General features: G+C 45.0%; 19 protein-coding genes. 3 read left to right on the top strand and 16 right to left on the bottom strand.

Features of this window, described 5'->3' with window-relative positions:
• Nucleotides 1-19: 19 nt before the first annotated feature.
• The 4 genes from N8M93_RS11820 to N8M93_RS11805 form a co-directional block, all read right to left on the bottom strand.
• The gene (locus tag N8M93_RS11820) at nt 20-1,438 is read right to left on the bottom strand and encodes a hypothetical protein (protein ID WP_261132077.1); all 1,419 of its coding nucleotides are present in this window, start codon (nt 1,436-1,438) and stop codon (nt 20-22) included.
• Nucleotides 1,439-1,615: 177 nt separating this feature from the next.
• Nucleotides 1,616-2,068 carry a hypothetical protein gene (locus N8M93_RS11815; protein WP_261132076.1) on the bottom strand — a complete coding sequence of 151 codons (453 nt, stop codon included), beginning with the start codon at nt 2,066-2,068 and terminating at the stop codon, nt 1,616-1,618.
• 175 nt (nt 2,069-2,243) lie between these two features.
• Complete coding sequence (locus N8M93_RS11810; RefSeq protein WP_261132075.1) at nt 2,244-2,570, bottom strand: YnfA family protein; 327 nt, start codon at nt 2,568-2,570, stop codon at nt 2,244-2,246.
• Between the two features lie 25 nt (nt 2,571-2,595).
• Nucleotides 2,596-2,994: a MerR family transcriptional regulator gene (locus N8M93_RS11805; RefSeq protein ID WP_261132073.1), complete on the bottom strand. Its 399-nt coding sequence runs from the start codon at nt 2,992-2,994 to the stop codon at nt 2,596-2,598.
• Nucleotides 2,995-3,060: 66 nt separating this feature from the next.
• On the opposite strand from N8M93_RS11805, the gene N8M93_RS11800 reads away from it, so the two are divergent.
• Nucleotides 3,061-3,291 carry a hypothetical protein gene (locus tag N8M93_RS11800; RefSeq protein ID WP_261132071.1) on the top strand — a complete coding sequence of 77 codons (231 nt, stop codon included), beginning with the start codon at nt 3,061-3,063 and terminating at the stop codon, nt 3,289-3,291.
• The gene (locus N8M93_RS11795; RefSeq protein ID WP_261132069.1) at nt 3,284-3,619 is read left to right on the top strand and encodes a hypothetical protein; all 336 of its coding nucleotides are present in this window, start codon (nt 3,284-3,286) and stop codon (nt 3,617-3,619) included. Before N8M93_RS11800 ends, N8M93_RS11795 begins: the two co-directional genes overlap by 8 nt.
• 579 nt (nt 3,620-4,198) lie before the next feature.
• On the opposite strand, the gene N8M93_RS11790 is transcribed toward N8M93_RS11795, so the two are convergent.
• The 7 genes from N8M93_RS11790 to N8M93_RS11760 all read right to left on the bottom strand — a co-directional run bounded on the left by N8M93_RS11790 (nt 4,199) and on the right by N8M93_RS11760 (nt 12,609).
• Nucleotides 4,199-5,251 (bottom strand): hypothetical protein, encoded by a 1,053-nt coding sequence (locus N8M93_RS11790; protein ID WP_261132067.1) that lies wholly within the window; start codon nt 5,249-5,251, stop codon nt 4,199-4,201.
• Nucleotides 5,252-5,387: 136 nt separating this feature from the next.
• On the bottom strand, nt 5,388-5,933 hold the full coding sequence (locus N8M93_RS11785; protein WP_261132066.1) for a DUF3231 family protein: 546 nt from the start codon (nt 5,931-5,933) through the stop codon (nt 5,388-5,390).
• Nucleotides 5,934-5,987: 54 nt separating this feature from the next.
• Nucleotides 5,988-6,932 (bottom strand): nucleoside hydrolase, encoded by a 945-nt coding sequence (locus tag N8M93_RS11780; RefSeq protein ID WP_261132064.1) that lies wholly within the window; start codon nt 6,930-6,932, stop codon nt 5,988-5,990.
• Nucleotides 6,933-7,053: 121 nt separating this feature from the next.
• The gene (gene argF, locus N8M93_RS11775; RefSeq protein ID WP_261132062.1) at nt 7,054-8,037 is read right to left on the bottom strand and encodes an ornithine carbamoyltransferase; all 984 of its coding nucleotides are present in this window, start codon (nt 8,035-8,037) and stop codon (nt 7,054-7,056) included.
• A gap of 740 nt (nt 8,038-8,777) precedes the next feature.
• Nucleotides 8,778-11,255, bottom strand: coding sequence for a S8 family serine peptidase (locus tag N8M93_RS11770; protein ID WP_261132061.1), 2,478 nt, complete (start codon nt 11,253-11,255; stop codon nt 8,778-8,780).
• Between the two features lie 390 nt (nt 11,256-11,645).
• Nucleotides 11,646-12,191: a DUF1697 domain-containing protein gene (locus N8M93_RS11765; protein WP_261132059.1), complete on the bottom strand. Its 546-nt coding sequence runs from the start codon at nt 12,189-12,191 to the stop codon at nt 11,646-11,648.
• A 13-nt stretch (nt 12,192-12,204) separates the two neighbouring features.
• Nucleotides 12,205-12,609, bottom strand: a complete 405-nt coding sequence (locus N8M93_RS11760; protein WP_261132057.1) for a VOC family protein — start codon at nt 12,607-12,609, stop codon at nt 12,205-12,207.
• Nucleotides 12,610-12,961: 352 nt separating this feature from the next.
• On the opposite strand from N8M93_RS11760, the gene N8M93_RS11755 reads away from it, so the two are divergent.
• Nucleotides 12,962-13,207 (top strand): hypothetical protein, encoded by a 246-nt coding sequence (locus N8M93_RS11755; RefSeq protein WP_261132056.1) that lies wholly within the window; start codon nt 12,962-12,964, stop codon nt 13,205-13,207.
• Between the two features lie 86 nt (nt 13,208-13,293).
• On the opposite strand, the gene N8M93_RS11750 is transcribed toward N8M93_RS11755, so the two are convergent.
• From N8M93_RS11750 to N8M93_RS11730, 5 genes are all read right to left on the bottom strand, one after another.
• The gene (locus N8M93_RS11750; protein ID WP_261132053.1) at nt 13,294-14,481 is read right to left on the bottom strand and encodes an acetylornithine transaminase; all 1,188 of its coding nucleotides are present in this window, start codon (nt 14,479-14,481) and stop codon (nt 13,294-13,296) included.
• Complete coding sequence (gene argB / locus N8M93_RS11745) at nt 14,471-15,277, bottom strand: acetylglutamate kinase (RefSeq protein ID WP_261132050.1); 807 nt, start codon at nt 15,275-15,277, stop codon at nt 14,471-14,473. Before argB ends, N8M93_RS11750 begins: the two co-directional genes overlap by 11 nt.
• A gap of 11 nt (nt 15,278-15,288) precedes the next feature.
• On the bottom strand, nt 15,289-16,515 hold the full coding sequence (argJ, locus tag N8M93_RS11740; protein WP_261132048.1) for a bifunctional ornithine acetyltransferase/N-acetylglutamate synthase: 1,227 nt from the start codon (nt 16,513-16,515) through the stop codon (nt 15,289-15,291).
• Nucleotides 16,516-16,533: 18 nt separating this feature from the next.
• Nucleotides 16,534-17,571 carry an N-acetyl-gamma-glutamyl-phosphate reductase gene (gene argC / locus N8M93_RS11735; RefSeq protein ID WP_261132046.1) on the bottom strand — a complete coding sequence of 346 codons (1,038 nt, stop codon included), beginning with the start codon at nt 17,569-17,571 and terminating at the stop codon, nt 16,534-16,536.
• 351 nt (nt 17,572-17,922) lie between these two features.
• Entirely contained in the window at nt 17,923-18,444 is a 522-nt protein-coding gene (locus N8M93_RS11730; RefSeq protein WP_261132044.1) for a YhcN/YlaJ family sporulation lipoprotein, read from the bottom strand.
• Between the last annotated feature and the right edge of the window lie 77 nt (nt 18,445-18,521).

Here is an 18,521-nt window from a genome sequence, read left to right as displayed (position 1 = left end):
TCTCCATTCGAATTTCTGTTCAAATCAAGCCCGTTTCATGCAATATGACCATGTACGTAAGCAATAGTCCGAGTGACAGGATACCATATCCAAGATTCCATCTTAATGAGATATTGACGACTTTCTCTTTCATTTCGTGAGCTAACAGATGGCTGACACCTGTCATAGGTGAAATTGATGTAGCGATCCCCCATGCACCAAGCAACAATACCGCAAAATACATCGTTGAGAGATGGATGGCTGAGGGTTCGAGACTTGTAACGTAAACAGTGATGAGCATGATGGGATGGAACCCGATCAGGCTGGCAACGATGACGGTCAATATGATGAACAGCGAAACACTTACATAGCCGCCGTACATATGATTCAATACACCAGCAATCCAATCACCGAAGCCGGTTTGAGCAACAGCCCCGCTGAACAGACCGGCCACAAGGAACAGCAAAACTTCTTTTTTCAAAAGCGGCACTGTGACGGTAGCATAACGGATCGCTTCCAGGACGAACCGCCTGAACCGTTTTTTTATTGTGAGCCAAAACATCGGAAACAGAAATGATAGAAAGATGACGAGTGTGACCATCGACATACTGGTTACCTTCTCCAATACCAGCAACGACACGATGATCATTACCAGAAAACTAGCAAGTTCGATGAGTTTGCGCTTTTGAAGAGGTACGGTTCCTTTTACTTCCTCTGCATTTTCGGTTCCTGCTGCAACTTCCTCTTTATCAGCAGTCTTGAAATTCATCCGCCACTCAAGAAGACTGCTTGCCAGGAAGGATAGTATGACGAATCCTAATAAAAATGGTACGCTGTTTGCCCATTCGATTTGGAGATAAGTCGTGACGAGTGCCATCGCTGCAAAAAACGGCGACCAGATCAAAGCTGTCGCAAACCCGCGCATCAATGGGGTGGAAAGTCTTCGTGCGGATTGGACATAAGGGTTCGCTCCACCCAGCTGATAAAAAATCGATACTGAACCGACATTCAAAATGATCGCCATGAAGTGTGTGAAGGACTGTGTCAAGAAAAAGAAAACGTTCGGATTTTGCATGTACCGTATGTAAACCTGTTTAAGAGCTTCCAGGTATTCCTTTGATTTGATGGGAACGCCTAGAAACGGAACGCTGATGAACAAAGCCACTAGTGTATGGTTGATCGACACACTTTCAATCCATACGTCAAACGTTGCTCCTTCATTCAAAAGGAAAATCACACTTAATAGGATCAGGGTGAGGGTCAAATATTTGAAAACCCCTTTCGCAGATGGCAGCAAAAGGGTGATGACACTTAAGAGATATATTCCTGTGAAAAGTTCGAGCCAATCATTGGCCATGAACTGGCGGGCAATGAACAGGCCGATGATCGGCAAGATGAGCACTCCCACCAGAAATGTGCTCTGCCGAGATGTTGTCTCAGTATTACTGCCGTCAGACATGATTGATTCCCCTCGATTCAACACTTGTTGTTATACAAATGATACCATCTGAGGGGGGAGATTTCACGCATCCTGATTTCTACTCCAACCAATCCGCCTTTCCCTCTCTCGGTAAAATAACAAAAAAAGACCCACCAGGCTAAACTTCAGCAGGCCAGAGTCTTCACCAATCCTTTTTCATTCTAGACAGCTCGGAACATTCTCCTGGGATAAGATCCAAATCGCTTTATCTAAATCAGATACCTCTACGTAGAGATTATCATTCTCACCGATGTATATCGCATCAACATCCACTCTGCAAAACAACGCTCCATAAATCGTATTGACTTGGCCGGGGATACCAGAGGCTATATTGAGTACTTGAAGGATTGGTTTGGTTTGGAATCGGACGCCAAAATGCCGTAGTGTACTTTTGGTAACCAATAGATCATGAGTGCTCTCTCCATCTGAACGCCCGACCACGAGTTTCACTAAATTACATTGATGTTCTGCTATTTGTTCATATCCGTTGATGTTAATCCCATCCGTTGCAAGTTGATTCAAAATCTCACTTAACGTACGATGATCTGTCATGAACGTAAATTGCGTTCTCACATTATAAGAAAATGCAGCATCACGTATTGTCAGCACGTCCTTTCTCGAATTAACAGTTCATACTATAGTAAATGCTGAATCAATAGGCTTCGCAATGGACATCTTCCCATAAACTGATAATTTGCCAAAAAAATAAGTTTGCATCTGCTTATCTGGATTTCACTCAAGCGCAACTAAAGCTCGGCCTTATGCCTCTCCGAATTATGAACCATTAATTACGCGGTCCCCAAAGCATTACAGAAACGCCGACGATACAAATGAATGCTCCGATCCAATCGTAGAAATCCGGGGTCTTTTTATCGATCCCCCATCCCCACAAGACCGACAATACAATAAAAACGCCACCATAAGCAGCATAAACCCTACCGAATGATGGGAACGATTGAAATGTCGCAATGACACCATATAAAGCCAGGGCTACTCCACCAAGCAACCCCCAATACCATGGATAACCTTCCCTTAAGGAAAGCCAGATAAGATAACCTCCTCCAATCTCAGCGATCCCTGCTAATAAAAAAAGTATTATGACTAAGGTCAACCTATACAACACCTTTCAAAATCGATTAATTACATCTTCCATCAGGACTGATTTTGGTAAAACATTCAGACCAGGTCAGACAATCACATTTTAATCCCGTATCTAAAACGTTGAGCATGGCTTCAATTTGATGCTTTTTTTCTTTTAATTCAACACGTTTTGTATTCGCCATCTGTTTCCATCTTTCAGATGGAGCAGCTTGTTGCTCGAAACCTTCCAAAAGAACAAGGATCTCTTGATTACTAAAACCTGCTGAGTGGGCTATTTTGATGAATTTTATTTGGTCTAATATCTTCTTCGTATATCGTCTTTGTCCGTTCACCCTCTTTGGGTTAGGCAACAATCCAATGGATTCATAATACCGAATCGTTGATGCCCTTATTTCAGCCTTATCTGCTAGATCACCAATCGAAAAAGAATTCATATTATCACCTCTTGACTTAAAGTTTACTTTAAGTATTATACTTTTACAAATAAGAGGAGGAATGTGATGAAACAATTATTAGCAGGTATTGGCGATTTTGGTTTATGTATACTTTGTTGTACCTTTCCCGGCTTATTCGTTGGATTTGCTGGTATGGTTGGGATCGGTTTTGGGATGTGGAAATGGGGAGTCATACTAATCGTTTTTGCTGTCATTCTATCCTTGATTGTAAAGAAGAATAAAAAACAATGTAGTAAAAAGGAAGAATGCAGTTGTGGAGGAGGAGTCTATGAATAAATGTAATTGTAAAGACCAAAACAAAACAAATATTGCATGTAATCTTTCCACAATCAGTTCAGGTGAGAGAGCTCACTATCATAAGCTCCGAAAGGAATCAGGCTCATATCTATCAGTAGAGGAAACACTTGATGGTTATACGTTTTGTTACCCTAACCGAGATGAGTTACTGATCAACATTGCAGAATGGATATCTTATGAAAATAAGTGCTGTCCATTCATTCATTTCTCACTACAAGTAAGTGGTGAATCTGAAACAATAACAGTAGAACTGACAGGTAATGAAACGGTGAAAAATCTAATAAAAGAAGAATTCAGAATATCCTAAGGTTGAATCTTAAGAATAAATGCCTTAAAAGAGACTCGTATCCAGTTTTATCAGGTACTATCCCTGTAAAGGAAAAGTAGAGCTTTAAGGTGCAGGAAAAAACTTTGAAATCGTCGGGCTAGTAAAGGCTTTAGAATTACATTGGACATCATCTTCTGAGAAAAAGAAACATACGAGAATGTGAAAAAGCCAGCGGTTAACGAAAGCATCTGTCGTTGGCTTTTTATTATCAAGGACCGTCAAGAGCTGGAGAAGGTTGTATGATGATTTCTAGTTGATTATGGCAAATACTTCACTCACATCAATATTTCTTCTTTTATTTCCCTGGAGTGGCCGTGTGACCTTTTCATACGGACATTTCTTCTGTTCTTTTATCCTGGTATGGTCGTATGAACCCTTCATACGGACATTTCTTCTGCTTTTTTACCCTGGAATGGTCGTATGAACCCTTCATACGGACATTTCTTCTGCTTTTTTACCCTGGAGTGGTCGTATGAACCTAAAATGGAGCATTTCTTCTCATGTTATTTTGCAACAAATAGAGCACTGGACGATAGATCCAGCACTCTGTTTTTCATTTTATAATGTTCCGATGTAGTCTAATTGATCGATTTCTTTGGAATCGGCGGACCCGTCTAAGATCTTTTGGACATCGATGAGGGTATCCTTCAAGCTGACGTGCTCGCCTTTTTTCCCGGTGAATGGTTCTGCGACATAAAATGGCTGTGTCAAATACGCCTCGAGCCGCTCTCCTCTTTTATACGTAAGCTTTTCAGCATCAGGTACACTTTCGATGCCTCTTACATTGACGACAGCGCGAAGTTCACGATAGCGGCGCAGTAATTTTTGTGCACGCTGCTGGATATTCAAGTGGTTCTGATCCAAATGCGCCCCTTCAAGGACAGAAGATGTCGAGTAGATCGGATTGATTGCAGGAAACTTGTGACGAGTAGCAAGATCGATGTCGAATTGCCATAGCGTTTCGAGCGGCCCGTATGGTAGATCCTCATCCACCGCTTCGCCTTTCAGATCCAGAAGGAACGTGGTTACCTTCTGGACCCCGACATCCTGCAAACGCTCTTGCAGGTCATGGATTTCTCCCGTCAACACATGCGAACGATCTGCCGTGAACATGATTTCCTTCTTATTTCCGAAGGCAGCCATTTTTTCATACGCTTCATCCACAGTTTCTGCGACGACATCGAAATATTCAAGAATGTCATTCAGTTCTTTGTGGTCACCTTCTGGTTTTAAAAGAACGGTTGCATAGTCATTCTTCTTCAATCGATGCGTAAGCTCAGCTAGAATGACGAGCTGTCCCATCCCATGACGAGCGACGAGGCCGATCGTCCCTCCTTTAGCTAGTGGTGCGAACAAATCCAATGTTTTGATACCTGTTTCGATCATATCGATCTTCTCCCCTCTGATAATCAATTCATCAAGACTACATTCAGCCAGTGTTGCAAGAGCGACCAGTGTACGTACCTCGGAACGTCCTACCGGGATCTTCCCTGTACAAAGATTTGAAACTGTAGCAGGACGTAACCCGACGGATTTGGCAGCACTGGTCAAATTCGGAACTCTTTTGCGAAGTAACGCGACATTCAAGCGAATATTTTCTAATGTTTCCAAATTTTACACCCCCTGTTACTTTTTATAGTATTCTATTTTACGTTCAAAAGCAACTACAAATTACGCTAAAACGTAAAAAACTTTTCTTCACACAAAAAAGACCCCGAAAAAGGGTCTTTGCTTCCATTCACATGCTTTAACCTTCCCGACCGGGAGGTGTATAGTATGGCGGAACCTTGATCCAGCCTCTTTTACGCATCAACAATTTCAATTTGGATCCGTAGAGCATTTTCTCGCTTTGCAGTTCAATCCAAATCTTTTCTAAATCGGCACGAATGCATTGGCTCATATTCGTTGCACACAGCACCACATTGGTACCGACTTTAGCACTCAATAAATTGGCGATTTCATTATCTGTAGATTTTGCTCCAAGGGGAATTGCATTAGGATCTGATTCAGGTTTATGTGCATCTCCTCTTGATAAGGGGACTCCTTCCTGCAGCATGAATTTTTCGAGTCTATTCATTTGGGATTCTCCCAGGTCTTTCCCTTCTTTTACTATAAGACTCAATTCATCATCAGTCGTCGTGTTCAAACATATTTCCAATGCTGGAACTTCTTCTGCTAACGCAGTGTAATATAACCAGCACCCCATAGCTTCTCCTATATGTAATGGAGTTTTCGGTTCATCATCATATGCCTGTTTCATATAATCCACAAATGCTTCAAATATATTAGCCATAAACATACCTCCTTACCGTTAATATCTCTATTTGGAAAGAAGGTATACACCAATTCATCTTTGTTTTTGCAAGACGGAAACGACATCCTGAATGAAAGCGGGGTAATCAACATCCATTGCGATATTAATAAAGTCATTTTTACCAGGATCGATAATTGGTCGATCCCTTAAATCCGCCACAGTAATTCCTTTACCCAGAGCTGAATCGTTTATGACCTGAACATTCCGCTGAATATACCTGTACATTTGAGGGTTCGCAATGGCCTGGATGGCGACCAGATCGTGAAGCGGGGCTCCTCTCAACCTCGGCCGCTGCCTTTGATAAAAGGTGTAGTAATAATTGAATGTGCTCTTCAAGAAATCCCCGACTGGGTCATCTGGTTGAGTGAAGGAGTTGATGATCTCAGGTGTGAAAATTGCTTGATGGGTCACATTCAACGGAAAAAGCTTGATCGACAAAGGACTAGCATTGTTGAAAACGATACTGACAGACGAAGGATCCGCGAAAAAATTCGCTTCTGCATAAGGTGTCACATTTCCGGGTACCAGGAATGCTCCGCCCATGATATGAAAATTCTGGACCAGGCTCAATATTTCCGGATGCAGCAGGAATGCAACAGCTAAGGATGTCATTCTGCCAACATTCACGATCGTCACTGGCTCTTTCGATTTGGTCAGCAAGATGAAGATGTTGTTGAAGTTATACAATACCTCTGGCTGTTCTTCAGGCAAGACGGTACCGAAGCCCTCTACCCCATGGACATAAGGATAGAAAACCGGTTCATCCCCTAAAATCGGTCTGCTTGAGCCACTGATGATCGGGACATCCTCTTTTTCAAGTAATTTCAGTACGAATTGGGTATTACGTATCGTCCGGTCACGAGAAACATTTCCATACCCTGCGACCACTCCGATTACGTTGATGTCCGGATGGCGTAACGCATATATCAAGGCGAACGTATCATCAATCCCGGAATCGGTGAAAAAGAGCACATTCATGACGTCACTCCTTCATACCAGGCTGTTATTAAGGAGTTTATAAAAGATGCACCAAGAATATGTCTTTTTCATAGTAAAAAGAGCGATCCACCAAATCGATGGATCACCTCTAAACTGTCCCTTAGTTTTCTCCCATCAACGCAAGCATGATCGCTTTTTGCGCATGGAGCCGGTTTTCCGCTTCATCAAATACAACGGAGTGCGGACCATCGAGGATTTCAGCTGTCACTTCCTCACCGCGGTGTGCGGGTAAGCAGTGCATGAACATGAAGTCGTCCTTCGCTTTTTTACAGAGCTTGCTGTTCACCTGATACGGTTTGAACGCTTCGACCCTTGCATCAAATTCATCTTCCTCACCCATACTTGCCCAAACATCCGTGACGACGACATCTGCGTCCTGGATCGCTTCATCCGGGGAGTTTGTGATGACCACAGAGCTGCCATTCTGTTTTGCCACAAGCTTTGCGTGATCGCGAATCATCTGATTTGGCTCGTATCCGAATGGACTTGCGACTGCAATGTCCATCCCTACTTTCGCCGCCCCTTCCAAAAGGGAATGCGTCATATTGTTGTTACCGTCACCGACATAGCACAGCTTCAACCCTTTCAGCTTTCCTTTGTGCTCTAGGATCGTCATCAGATCTGCCATCACCTGTGTGGGATGATGCAAGTCAGTCAGACCATTGATCACCGGAATATCAGCGTGTGCAGCAAAGTCTTCAATTGTTTTGTGTGCAAAAGTCCGGATCATGACGGCGTCGACATATCGGGATAAAACTTTTGCCGTGTCGGCTACGCTCTCTCCACGTCCTAGCTGGGTGTCTTTCGTGTTCAAATAAATCGGATTCCCTCCGAGCTGGATGATCCCAACCTCGAACGAAACCCGCGTACGTGTCGACGCCTTATCAAAAATCATCCCCAGAACTTTTCCGTTCAAGTGCTTATGTGTAACGCCGAGCTTTTGTTCCTTCTTCAGCTTTAGTGCCTGTTTCAGTAAGTACATGATTTCTGTGGAATGAAAATCGGATATCGTTAGAAAATCCTGACCTGTAAAGTTTGAAGCAGTCAGTCCCTTAGTGTGTAGTAGTTCAACGGCTTTAGCCAATTTGCATCTCTCCTCAACTCTTTTTCTCTTTCGAATTATTATACATACTTAATAATATTTATTCAATAGTTATTATAAAAATACTTCAATTACCTTATTTTAGTGTATGGGTTATGTATAATGATGTATATAGAATTCATTCCATAAACATAAAGAAATGGTGAGTTTTAGATGGATTGATTAGTTGATCTTCGGTGCTCGAAAGACAATCGGATAACCATTCCAAAAGAAAACATGGCAAATCCTGAGCGATTACTTCCGGAGAGCAAGAAAATTTTTCAAGGATTAAATTTGAGGACATCAGAGACCTAATTCGCCCCAAATCCCCATTTTCAAGAAATTAGAGGACACCAGAGACCTTATTGGCATGAAACAAGAATAAATCAGAGTCGATCTACCCGAATAGCGGATCATTTGTCTTCTATTTTTCGAAACCAAGCCATTTTTTCAAAGATAACGAAACAGTTGTCCTCTATCTTTAAATCGAGTTCGATTCGGATAGTTGTTTCACAGGACCGTCGGTAATTTCGTTAAAATCAACAACGGAGATTAACATGACCTTCATACAGTCGAATCACTTTTTCCTCTGATAATTCATGGTTTGTCGTCAACAGTGCTAACCACTTTTTGGAGCTGAAAATGTGACCTTTTTAAACCCATGAAAAAACGCAAGTGAATTCTTATGAGAATCCACTTGCGTCCGAATGGTTAAATCGTTTTGATAAACCACCTGTTTCTAATCAAGGAGTGAGATACGACACGTAATAACGTGAGATAGCGACTGCAAAGTCACCTCTTGTGACGGTCTTTCCGGGTTCGACTGTTGCTGTAACAGTCGGCTCGAGGTCATACGGTCCCTGTGTGACATCGAAATACGCATTGAGGATGTTCAAATCAAGGGCAAGTTGGACATATCCTTTTAAATCTGCCGGAACTTGTGTCTCATCTTCAACTGGAATCCGTTCACCCTTGTACTGTACCGTCAACGGTTCATCGATAAGCGACTCCGCTTCATGTTGCAAGCCAAGACTTTGGACGAGGGAGTATGCAAGTTCAGCACGATCAACCGCTTTTTTCGGAGAGAATTTTCCGTCAGCTGTCGGGAGCAATACCCCAGCATCATCCTGAGCAGTATCCTTCAATGCTGCACCATCGGAAGCGACAGCCTCCGCATATGCAGCATCCACAGCAGCCACATCGGTAAAACTGGATCCTCCATCAGGAAGGTTTTGGCGAATTCCAGCACCCATCGTCAAGGATTTGGCAAGATCGACACGGGTTAAGGCGTTATCTGGCTTGTAATCTCCATTTTTGTTACTGTCGAGGAGTCTCTCACTCACACCGGTCTTGATCGCTTCTTCTGCTGGATGGCCACTGATGTCATTCAGTCCTGTGAATCCCGCTGCTTTTTTAAAAGCAAGTTCACCTTCAACCGTTTCGGGAACGCCGACACTCCCCTGAAGCCCTCGAATTTCAAGCGTCCACGTACCTGGTACCGGTTTTGTCACTTGGACAGTCCGATCCGTATATAAGGAAAAAACTACATAGATACCTGAGGAGTACTCGGTCCCATCCGGTGCTGTCAACACAAGGTTGAGCGGGTTGCCGGTTTCACCGAGAATCCCTTTCGCATTGATCCGGGCGACAAGCTCCGTCAGTCCTTCCTCGACTTCAAACTCTACCTTGTTCGAATCAGCTGTCACTGGATTGTATTCCACTTCGACCGGCGTCCGTTCGACTTCCATATCGACGTTTGCATTGTACGCTTTGTCAAGGTTCAATGTTTCACCGTAATTCTTATCATTCAAAATCATGTCCACTGCCGCATATGCATTCGCGTATCCAGCTCCGACTTCCCATGGTTCATATCCTGGCATGTTTGTCGCGGTCTGTTGAATGATCCTCTTTACTTCTTTAGGTGTAAGACTCGGATCCGCATCAAGCATCAGCGCAACGATTCCTGCCCCATGCGGCGCTGCCATCGAGGTTCCGCTCATATGTGTGTAATAAGGCAGGTGTGCTGGCTCGATGTTTTCCGCGTCTTGTTCCGCACTTAATGCTGTCAGTGGAGCGACTGTTTTCGTCGAGATGATGTCTTTTCCAGGAGTGGTGATGGTCGGTCGGTCTTCCCAGGTGAACTCCTCGCCGTCCACTGTCACTGTGCCGCTTTTCCCTTTGACACCACGTGATGAGAATTCTGCGAGATTTCCTTGTTTATCACCTGCCGCAACAGTAATAACCCAGGGGGCTTTTTTATAATTTCCAGAGATTGTTGATTCACCTGGTCCAGAGTTCCCAGCTGAAAATACAGTGAGGATATTTCGGTCGTACAGTTTTTTTGTCGCAATGTTGATCGGATCTTCCGGATCGAAATCAGTGCCGGAATCACTCGTCGATCCCCAGGAGTTCGTGATTACCCTGATGTTGTATTCCGCTTGATGGGTCAGTGCATAATCGAAGCCACCGATCGTATCAAGGATCGCTAGCCCCGCACCAGATCCATATCCGATCAGGTCAGCACCAGGAGCGACTCCTTCATATTTTCCACTCGACATCGCACCGTTCCCACCGACGATTCCGGCAACATGAGTTCCATGTCCTGAATCACTGTCGGTGTTCGGTACATCCTCCATATACGTAATGGGAAGCAGTTCACTCAACGCATTCAAATTGGTTGCACCTTGCACGTTTTGAACGAGATGGTCACCGAACTTGATGTCATTATGTGTTCCATCTACCCCACTGTCATTAACGACGACCCCGACTCCTTTTCCTGAAACCGGGAGCCCATCATTTTCCGATGTCAGACCTGCGTCATTACGTAGCTTATCCACTCCCGTCAAGTCCGTCGATTCTTCGTTTTCATATTCCAATTGTTCATTCAAGTAAAGTGATCGGACTTCATCCAGTTGTGCAATGGATTGGATCTGGGCGGGTGTCGCTAATACACCTGCCATCGGGAGCTCGTTGAACGTGACCCCATTCGTAATCCCCGCGTCTTTTAATAGTTGGATATGTTCATTGGTCGGTCCGCTGTCTGTATGGAAAGTTACAATCACTTCAAGCGGGTCTGTTGTGGATTGCATCGCATCTTGTAGTTTGCTGTTGATCGTGGCGCTGCCCGTTTCCGCATCAGCCGTCTCTATGATCGGTGACAGTGCAGCGGACCATGTTGATAATAGGAGCATCAAACACATTAAAAAGGTAAACCGTTTCATCTCTCGCCCTCCGTTTTGCTGATTTTTTCATACTTCAATTATTTCACGAAACTGTCAAAATCCGCTATTCTCCAGAGGGCGTATCCGGTAAGAACCAAAGGTCTATTTCATCTAATCGGAAAGTCTTAAGGACCTAAGAATAGTAGTAGGATTTTACTAGGTTTCGGTTTGAAACGACAGGTATTCAGTATTTTTTTGGTACCTCATAAAGCTTTCTTGGGTACTGCAAATTGAGTTTTTCGTGCATTAAGTACTCCCAATAGCCTCAATAGGTTCCTCGAATCGAGTTTTAAAATCTATCACATCCATCAGAACTTCCCAAGGGATATAAACACCTACGTTTTAAAACCATAAGAAAAAGCAGCCCCCATGGCCTGCTCTCATCTCATCTTATTGAACCAAAGCTTTGCTCATATCGGCAATTTTGAGCACTGAGTTCCAGTTACGGGTGGTTGCGCGGACACCGAGCTTTTTCTCGATAAAAGCATTGGAGAAAAGGGTTTTGTGGTACCCGTTTCGACAGAGGATGTAGACCGTTCCTCCTAAAATTCGGATCTCATCGACATCACTTTCAATCATCATGAGATTTTCCACCACACTGGTCGTGGGCTCTTCTGCCAGAAAAGTCACGTGCAGCTTTTCATTCTCATCTAACATCTCAACATCATACGGATTTTGTTCGATTGCCTTCTCCCACTCTCCCAATGTTTTTATAAGAACTGGCACCTCGAACCCTAATTCTTCTTTTAACTTCCGTTCAATCTGCACAGCAAGTCCTTCTGACTCAACTGCTGCAAAAATGACGTTGCCGCTTTGGATATAGGTTTTCACATTCCGGAACCCGAGTGACGCAAAGATTTCCTTCAGCTGGTCCATCTTCACTTTTTTCTTTCCGCCAACATTTATTCCGCGTAACAGTGTAATATAAACCGGCATTCCATTACTCCTTTCAACGTACCAGTCGCTCATAAAATGTGATCAGATTGTTGTCGGGATCCACTACGGCAAATTCCCGGACTCCCCATGGACGATCTCCAAGCGGTGCATTCGGATGTAAAATCTCATGTTCTGCCAGGCGTCCGTGAAGTTCATCAACACCATCCATACCGATCCTACAGCTCGCTGTCCCGGCAATGAACGACTCTGCGCCTGATATGACTGGAGCAGGCCTGTCTACCATCCGCCATCGTTCATCATCCGCCAGCCAGAGGTGGACCTCGACCTCATCCCAGGTCAGCACTGCAAAACCATCCTCTTCATGAACAAGCGCAAACCCTAATGTGTCCCGATAAAACGTAATACTGCTCTTAAGATCCTTTACAGGCAAAGCAGGAATGGCTTCAAGCATCTTCATTTCGTAAACTCCTCCTAATTCTTTATAACTAAACAATTCTGGTTGAAACGGATATGTCCTTTTTAAAAAGGAAGAAATGTTCAACTCCCTCTTGAAGGTCTGATAAAAAGCCCGCCTCGACTATACAAAGGCAAGCGGAAATCTATCAAATATATTTCTATTAATCTAGCAAACGCACAGTCACATTCTAGCAAAATGCGTATGATAGAGTATGAAAAGGGATCCTCCCCCTTTTCAAACGACTTTTTTACGTCGAATAAAAGCAAAGCCTCCTCTCCTTTACCAGGGTTGATGCAGACCGCCATGCATCAACCATTAAATAGAAGCACCCCGGACGCCATGAGCATCCGGGGTGTTTTTATTTTTATTCACGATGAATGGAGCTTATGGACAAACGAACACGAATATACTGATCGAGTGGTCGTATGGAGCCCTCATACGGACAAACGAGCACGATTTTACTGCTCGAATGGTCGTATGGAGCCTTCATATGGACAAACGAGCCAGATTCTACTGCTCGAATGGTCGTATGGAACCTTCATACGGACAAATCAAACCGTTTTTCCTGTTTGACTGGTCGTATGAAGGTTCCATATAAAGAAAACTTAGCAAAGCTAAGCCTTAGGCGCAGGCTGAGCCTTAATTGTACTTATACTGTAGAAAGTATTTCTCCTTATAGATTTTTCAAGCTTCTGCAAAGACTTCTTTCAACACGTCCACGAAGTCATCGATTTCTTCCTTCGAGGTCGTGAGCGGCGGAAGGATCCTCACTACATTCGGACCTGCTACTAAAATCAGCACGCCTTTCGCTCGCGCTTTTTCCACAACAGAGATCGCTTTGCCGCTGATCTCGACCCCTAGCAGCAATCCTTTTCCACGCACTTCTTTTATATCCGCAAACGCGCCATTCAACTGCTCCAGCTGATTTTTCAAATAGTGACCAAGGATGAAGGTTTCGTTGATGACATCGCTCGAAACGAGGTGGTTGACTGTCGCAAAGGCAGCCGAAGAAGCCAGCGGATTCCCGCCGAACGTGCTGCCGTGTGTACCTGGACCAAAGGCATCACCGACTTTCCCTTTCGCAATCACCGCGCCGATCGGAAATCCAGAACCAAGCCCCTTCGCAACCGTAATCACATCTGGGTCGATTCCATACTGCTCATAAGCAAACAGTGTCCCAGTCCGGCCCATTCCTGTCTGGATTTCATCAACCATCAACAAGATTCCGTTCGCTTTACAGATGTCCTCGAGCTGCTGTATCCAGTCTGCATCCGCCGGAATCACGCCGCCTTCACCCTGGACAAGTTCGACCAGCACCGCACACGTTTTATTGGATGGAAGCTGTTGCAATGCTTCAACATCGTTAAAAGGAAGATGACGGAACCCCGGAAGCAACGGAGCAAAACCATCCTTGATCTTCGCCTGTCCGGTAGCAGACAGCGTTGCCATCGTCCGCCCGTGAAACGATTGGTTGAAGGTCACAATCTCGCATGCTTCTTCTTCACCCTTCACCTCACGCGCATATTTCCTTGCCAATTTGATCGCTGCCTCATTCGCCTCGGCACCACTGTTACAGAAAAAGACCTGTTCACCGCAACTATGTTTCACCAGCAGTTCGGCAACTGCCTCCTGCTCCGGGATATGATACAGGTTCGAACAGTGCCAGAGCTTTCCCAATTGAGCATCCACACGTTCCTTGACAACATCGGGAATGTGACCCAGGTTGCATGTAGCTATGCCTGAAGTGAAATCGAGATACTTATTCCCATCCTGGTCCCAAACGTAGCTTCCTTTCCCTTTTTCAAGCGTAATCGGAAACCGGTTGTATGTTTTCATGAGTGGCGATATTTCTGTCAGTAGTTCAGTGGACATGTGCGACCTCCTCAGCTAGTGTGATTTTCGTGCCAATCTCTTTTCCTGTACAAAAATCGATCAGTGCATCTACAGCCATCCCGTTGATGATCGACACCTCAGGCACCCCGTGCTCGAGCGCATCGATCGCTGATTTCACTTTCGGAATCATCCCGCCAGTGATCACCTCGGCATCCATCAGCTGTAAAATATCCTCCTTCGTCACGGAATGGAGCACCTGCTTTTCGTCCGCTTCCTCTACATAAATGCCTGGTATATCGCTGATCAGACAAAGCTTCGCACCAAGCGCTTTCGCCACTTCCGCAGCAGCGATGTCCCCATTGATGTTGTACCGCTGTCCCCGTTCATCAATCCCGAGCGGTGAGATGACAGGGATATAGCCATGGTCGCCTAGCTGTGAAATCAGCTTCGTCTCCACGTGAAAGATTTTACCGACATATCCGAGGTCTACAGAGCTTTCCAGCTTTTTCGCTTTCAATAGACCGCCATCGATCCCGCTCAATCCATATGCGGCACCACCAGCCTCAACAAGGTGTCTGACAATCTGTTTATTTACTGAACCGCTCAGTACCATTTCGACGACATCAAGCACCTCTTCGGTCGTCACGCGCAGTCCGTTGACAAAGGTCGTTTCCGTGCCCATCACTTTCAAAAGCGATGAAATGAGCGGGCCGCCGCCATGGACGATGACCGGTTTCACATCGAGTTCCTTCTCCAGATGGACGATATTTTCATAAAACGATTCGGGTAATGCTTCCAAAACACTTCCGCCACACTTGATGACAAGATAGTTCATCAGCTTCCTCCTTATGTTCGATACGATGCATTGATTTTCACGTAATCATAGGACAGATCACAACCCCACGCCGTCGCTTCATGCTCACCTTGATTCAGCTCAACATGAATATGCACATTTTCTTGTTTCAAATAGTTCGATGCTTCTTCTTCGCTGAAAGGGCATGGCAGACCGTTAATGACGACTGGAATATCGCCAAGCGAAACACTGACCTTTTCCGGTTCAACCTTCTCGCCGCTATAACCGATCGCACAGACGATCCTTCCCCAGTTCGGGTCCGTCCCGTAAATCGCCGTCTTCACGAGGTTTGAGGAAATGATCGACTTCCCGACAGCACGGGCGGCAGTTCCGCTTGTGGCCCCCTTCACGTTAACCTCGATCAGTTTCGTTGCCCCTTCACCATCACGAGCAATCTTTTTTGCAAGCGATGCACAGACTGATTTCAAACCTTGAAAAAACACATCCCAATCCGGGTGGTCCTCAGTGAGCGGTTCATTGCCTGCCTTTCCGTTTGCTAGCGTGAGCACCATGTCGTTCGTACTCGTATCGCCATCGACCGTGATCATGTTGAACGTCTCGTCCGTCACCTGCCGCATTGCTGCCTGCAGACTATCATGCTCGATGTTGGCATCTGTCGTGATAAAACCAAGCATCGTCGCCATGTTCGGGTGGATCATCCCGGACCCTTTCGCAGCCCCACCGATACTGACCAGCTTCCCGTCGACCTCAAACTGGACGGCATGGTGTTTGACCGTCGTATCGGTCGTGAGGATCGCCTCCTCAAAGTTCACTGCCCCTATATGTTTTTCCGCCAGGATAGTTTTCACACCGGACTTGATCTTCTCCATCGGCAAATGGACGCCGATCACTCCAGTTGAGGTAACCGCGACATGATGCTTCGCAATACCAAGTTCATCCGCAAACACTTGCTGCATCTCATATGCATCCGATAAGCCCTGATCACCAGTACATGCATTCGCGACCGCCGAGTTCACAAGCACCGCCTGGATTTTCTTCTCGACCGCGATGCTTTCCTGCGTCACTTTTAACGGAGGAGCTTGAAATTGGTTCGTCGTATAGACACCAGCAGTCACTGCTGGAACTTCTGATAAAACATACCCCAGATCAAGACGCGTTTTTCGAAGTCCGCAGTGGATCCCGCCAGCTTTGAAGCCCAGCGGCGTTGTGACACCCCCATCATTTACACCGACGATTTCGTTCGTTTTCACTGCTTGCATCATCGTTCCTCCTCTCTTTTATGGATAAATCGGCACATTGGTAAGCCCTGTCTGTTCATCCCATCCAAGCATCAGGTTCATATTCTGGATCGCTTGGCCTGCCGCACCTTTGACGAGGTTGTCGATCACGGAAACGATCGTTACCCTGCCAGTCCGGTCATCCACTGTAAAACCGATATCACAATAGTTGCTTCCGTACACCTCTTTCGTCCCCGGGATGACCCCTTCAGGCCGGATGCGGACGAAAGGATGATTTTTGTAAAATGATTGATATAACGTGATGAGTTCTTCTGTCGTTTTTCCTGTTGTCAAATTCGAATAAATCGTGCACATGATGCCTCTTGTCATCGGCACAAGGTGAGGAGTGAACGAAACCTGAAGATCGACGCCGCTTTCATTGGCGAGGATCTGTTCAATTTCCGGTATATGCTGATGTGAGGCAACTTTGTATGCCCGGAAGTTTTCGTTCGTTTCCGTGAAATGCGCCGTTAGTGATTGGCTTCTCCCCGCCCCTGAAAGTCCAGACTTTGCATCGATGATGATCGATTGCGCATCAATCAACTTTTCTTTTAAAACCGGAATGAGCGCAAGCAACGTTGCTGTTGGATAGCATCCGGGGTTCGCGATCAGGGTCGCATTTTTCACATCGTCATGGTAAATTTCGCTCAACCCGTAGATTGCCTGATCTGTGTATTGCGAAGGTGGTGCGGCTTTCTTATACCACGTTTCATAGATGTCAGGGGACTTCAACCGGAAGTCACCAGCCAGATCGATGCACTTCACTCCGTGTTCCATGAATTGCGGAATCAGTTCTGAACTGACTCCTGATGGCGTTCCGAAAAATACGAGATCCACTTCTTCACTGACTTTCGCCACGTCCATCTCAGCAAAAGAAGTGTCGATGATGTCTGATAAATGCGGGTAGATCGATTGAAGCTCCTTGCCGCTGTTCGAGTGGGAAACAATAGTGGAAATTTCAACTAGGGGGTGGTTATGCAGCAACCTCACAAGCTCAACTGCCCCATAACCGGTTCCTCCGATAATCGCTGCTTTCAAATGACTCCATCTCCTATCTGCTCTTCTGTCTTCTGTTTCGGATTATTATACATAGTTAAGTATTTTTATTCAACAGCTTTTATAAAAATTCTTTATTAAAGCGCTTTCATTTTATCGGAGTATACATTTATTAAATAATCATACATTTTATGGGAGCGGGAGCGTTATTGGGATTACCTGAGGACATCACATCCGTAATTCTAGAAATTTGTGTTTAATCCCAGAAAATTTGAAGTAATTCCAGATCTGCAGTTGCATTGCTTCCGAAGCCGCCAGCTTGTGCACTTAAAAAACCGATCCGGTAATCCGGATCGGTCCTTTTGATTCACTTTCACTTATGATATTGATCTTTTAACGGGCGTTAGGGAAAACGCGGCGGATCGTTTCGTTGAATTCATCAAACAAACCTTGGACAGGCTCTCCTTGGCCGAACTTTTCAGCGTATGTTTGTGAACGATCAAAGAACTCTGGGTTTGTCGAAACGAAAACATTGTTGATGTCAGGGTCAGTCGATTTGACTCTCTTAGAAATTTCTTGCTCGATTTCCTTCGTCACTTCGCCTTCTGTTTTTACAGCAGGAGTGAACTGTGCTGCAACATATGCATTTTCGTTTGTGACGAAAACGTTCGCATCCTCGATTTGTTTCATAGCTTCAATCTTTTCAGCAGCTTTTTCCGCAACTCGGACACGTTCGTTGTTCATGACACCGGCACGATCATTGTTATCGATGACCCCGTTATCGCGATCGCCGATGTTCTCCGTTTCAGCACCGTTTTCCCCCATGTTATCGTTATCGTTGCCCCCCATGTTACAAGCTACCAATGCCGTAGCGAAAAGACATGCAACCAACAAGAATTTTGCTTTCAAGAACATGTAGATTCCTCCTTAAATTTTGATTCGAAGTTAGTTTGAAAACATTCTTGGAAAATTATGCATGTAATTTTAGAAAT

Origin of the sequence: Bacillus sp. Marseille-Q3570, assembly GCF_946151055.1 — a bacterium.
In the GTDB taxonomy this organism is placed as follows: Bacteria; Bacillota; Bacilli; order Bacillales; family Fictibacillaceae; genus Pseudalkalibacillus.
This window is presented reverse-complemented; position numbering and strand designations above follow the sequence as displayed.

Coding starts and splice junctions, on each gene's coding strand:
- N8M93_RS11820 (WP_261132077.1), bottom strand. CDS start 1,438: ATGTCTGACGGCAGTAATACTGAGACAACATCTCGGCAGAGCACATTT.
- N8M93_RS11805 (WP_261132073.1), bottom strand. CDS start 2,994: ATGAATTCTTTTTCGATTGGTGATCTAGCAGATAAGGCTGAAATAAGG.
- N8M93_RS11800 (WP_261132071.1), top strand. CDS start 3,061: ATGAAACAATTATTAGCAGGTATTGGCGATTTTGGTTTATGTATACTT.
- N8M93_RS11795 (WP_261132069.1), top strand. CDS start 3,284: ATGAATAAATGTAATTGTAAAGACCAAAACAAAACAAATATTGCATGT.
- N8M93_RS11785 (WP_261132066.1), bottom strand. CDS start 5,933: ATGGCTAATATATTTGAAGCATTTGTGGATTATATGAAACAGGCATAT.
- N8M93_RS11780 (WP_261132064.1), bottom strand. CDS start 6,932: ATGAATGTGCTCTTTTTCACCGATTCCGGGATTGATGATACGTTCGCC.
- N8M93_RS11770 (WP_261132061.1), bottom strand. CDS start 11,255: ATGAAACGGTTTACCTTTTTAATGTGTTTGATGCTCCTATTATCAACA.
- N8M93_RS11765 (WP_261132059.1), bottom strand. CDS start 12,191: ATGCCGGTTTATATTACACTGTTACGCGGAATAAATGTTGGCGGAAAG.
- N8M93_RS11760 (WP_261132057.1), bottom strand. CDS start 12,609: ATGAAGATGCTTGAAGCCATTCCTGCTTTGCCTGTAAAGGATCTTAAG.
- N8M93_RS11750 (WP_261132053.1), bottom strand. CDS start 14,481: ATGTCCACTGAACTACTGACAGAAATATCGCCACTCATGAAAACATAC.
- argB (WP_261132050.1), bottom strand. CDS start 15,277: ATGAACTATCTTGTCATCAAGTGTGGCGGAAGTGTTTTGGAAGCATTA.
- argJ (WP_261132048.1), bottom strand. CDS start 16,515: ATGCAAGCAGTGAAAACGAACGAAATCGTCGGTGTAAATGATGGGGGT.
- N8M93_RS11730 (WP_261132044.1), bottom strand. CDS start 18,444: ATGTTCTTGAAAGCAAAATTCTTGTTGGTTGCATGTCTTTTCGCTACG.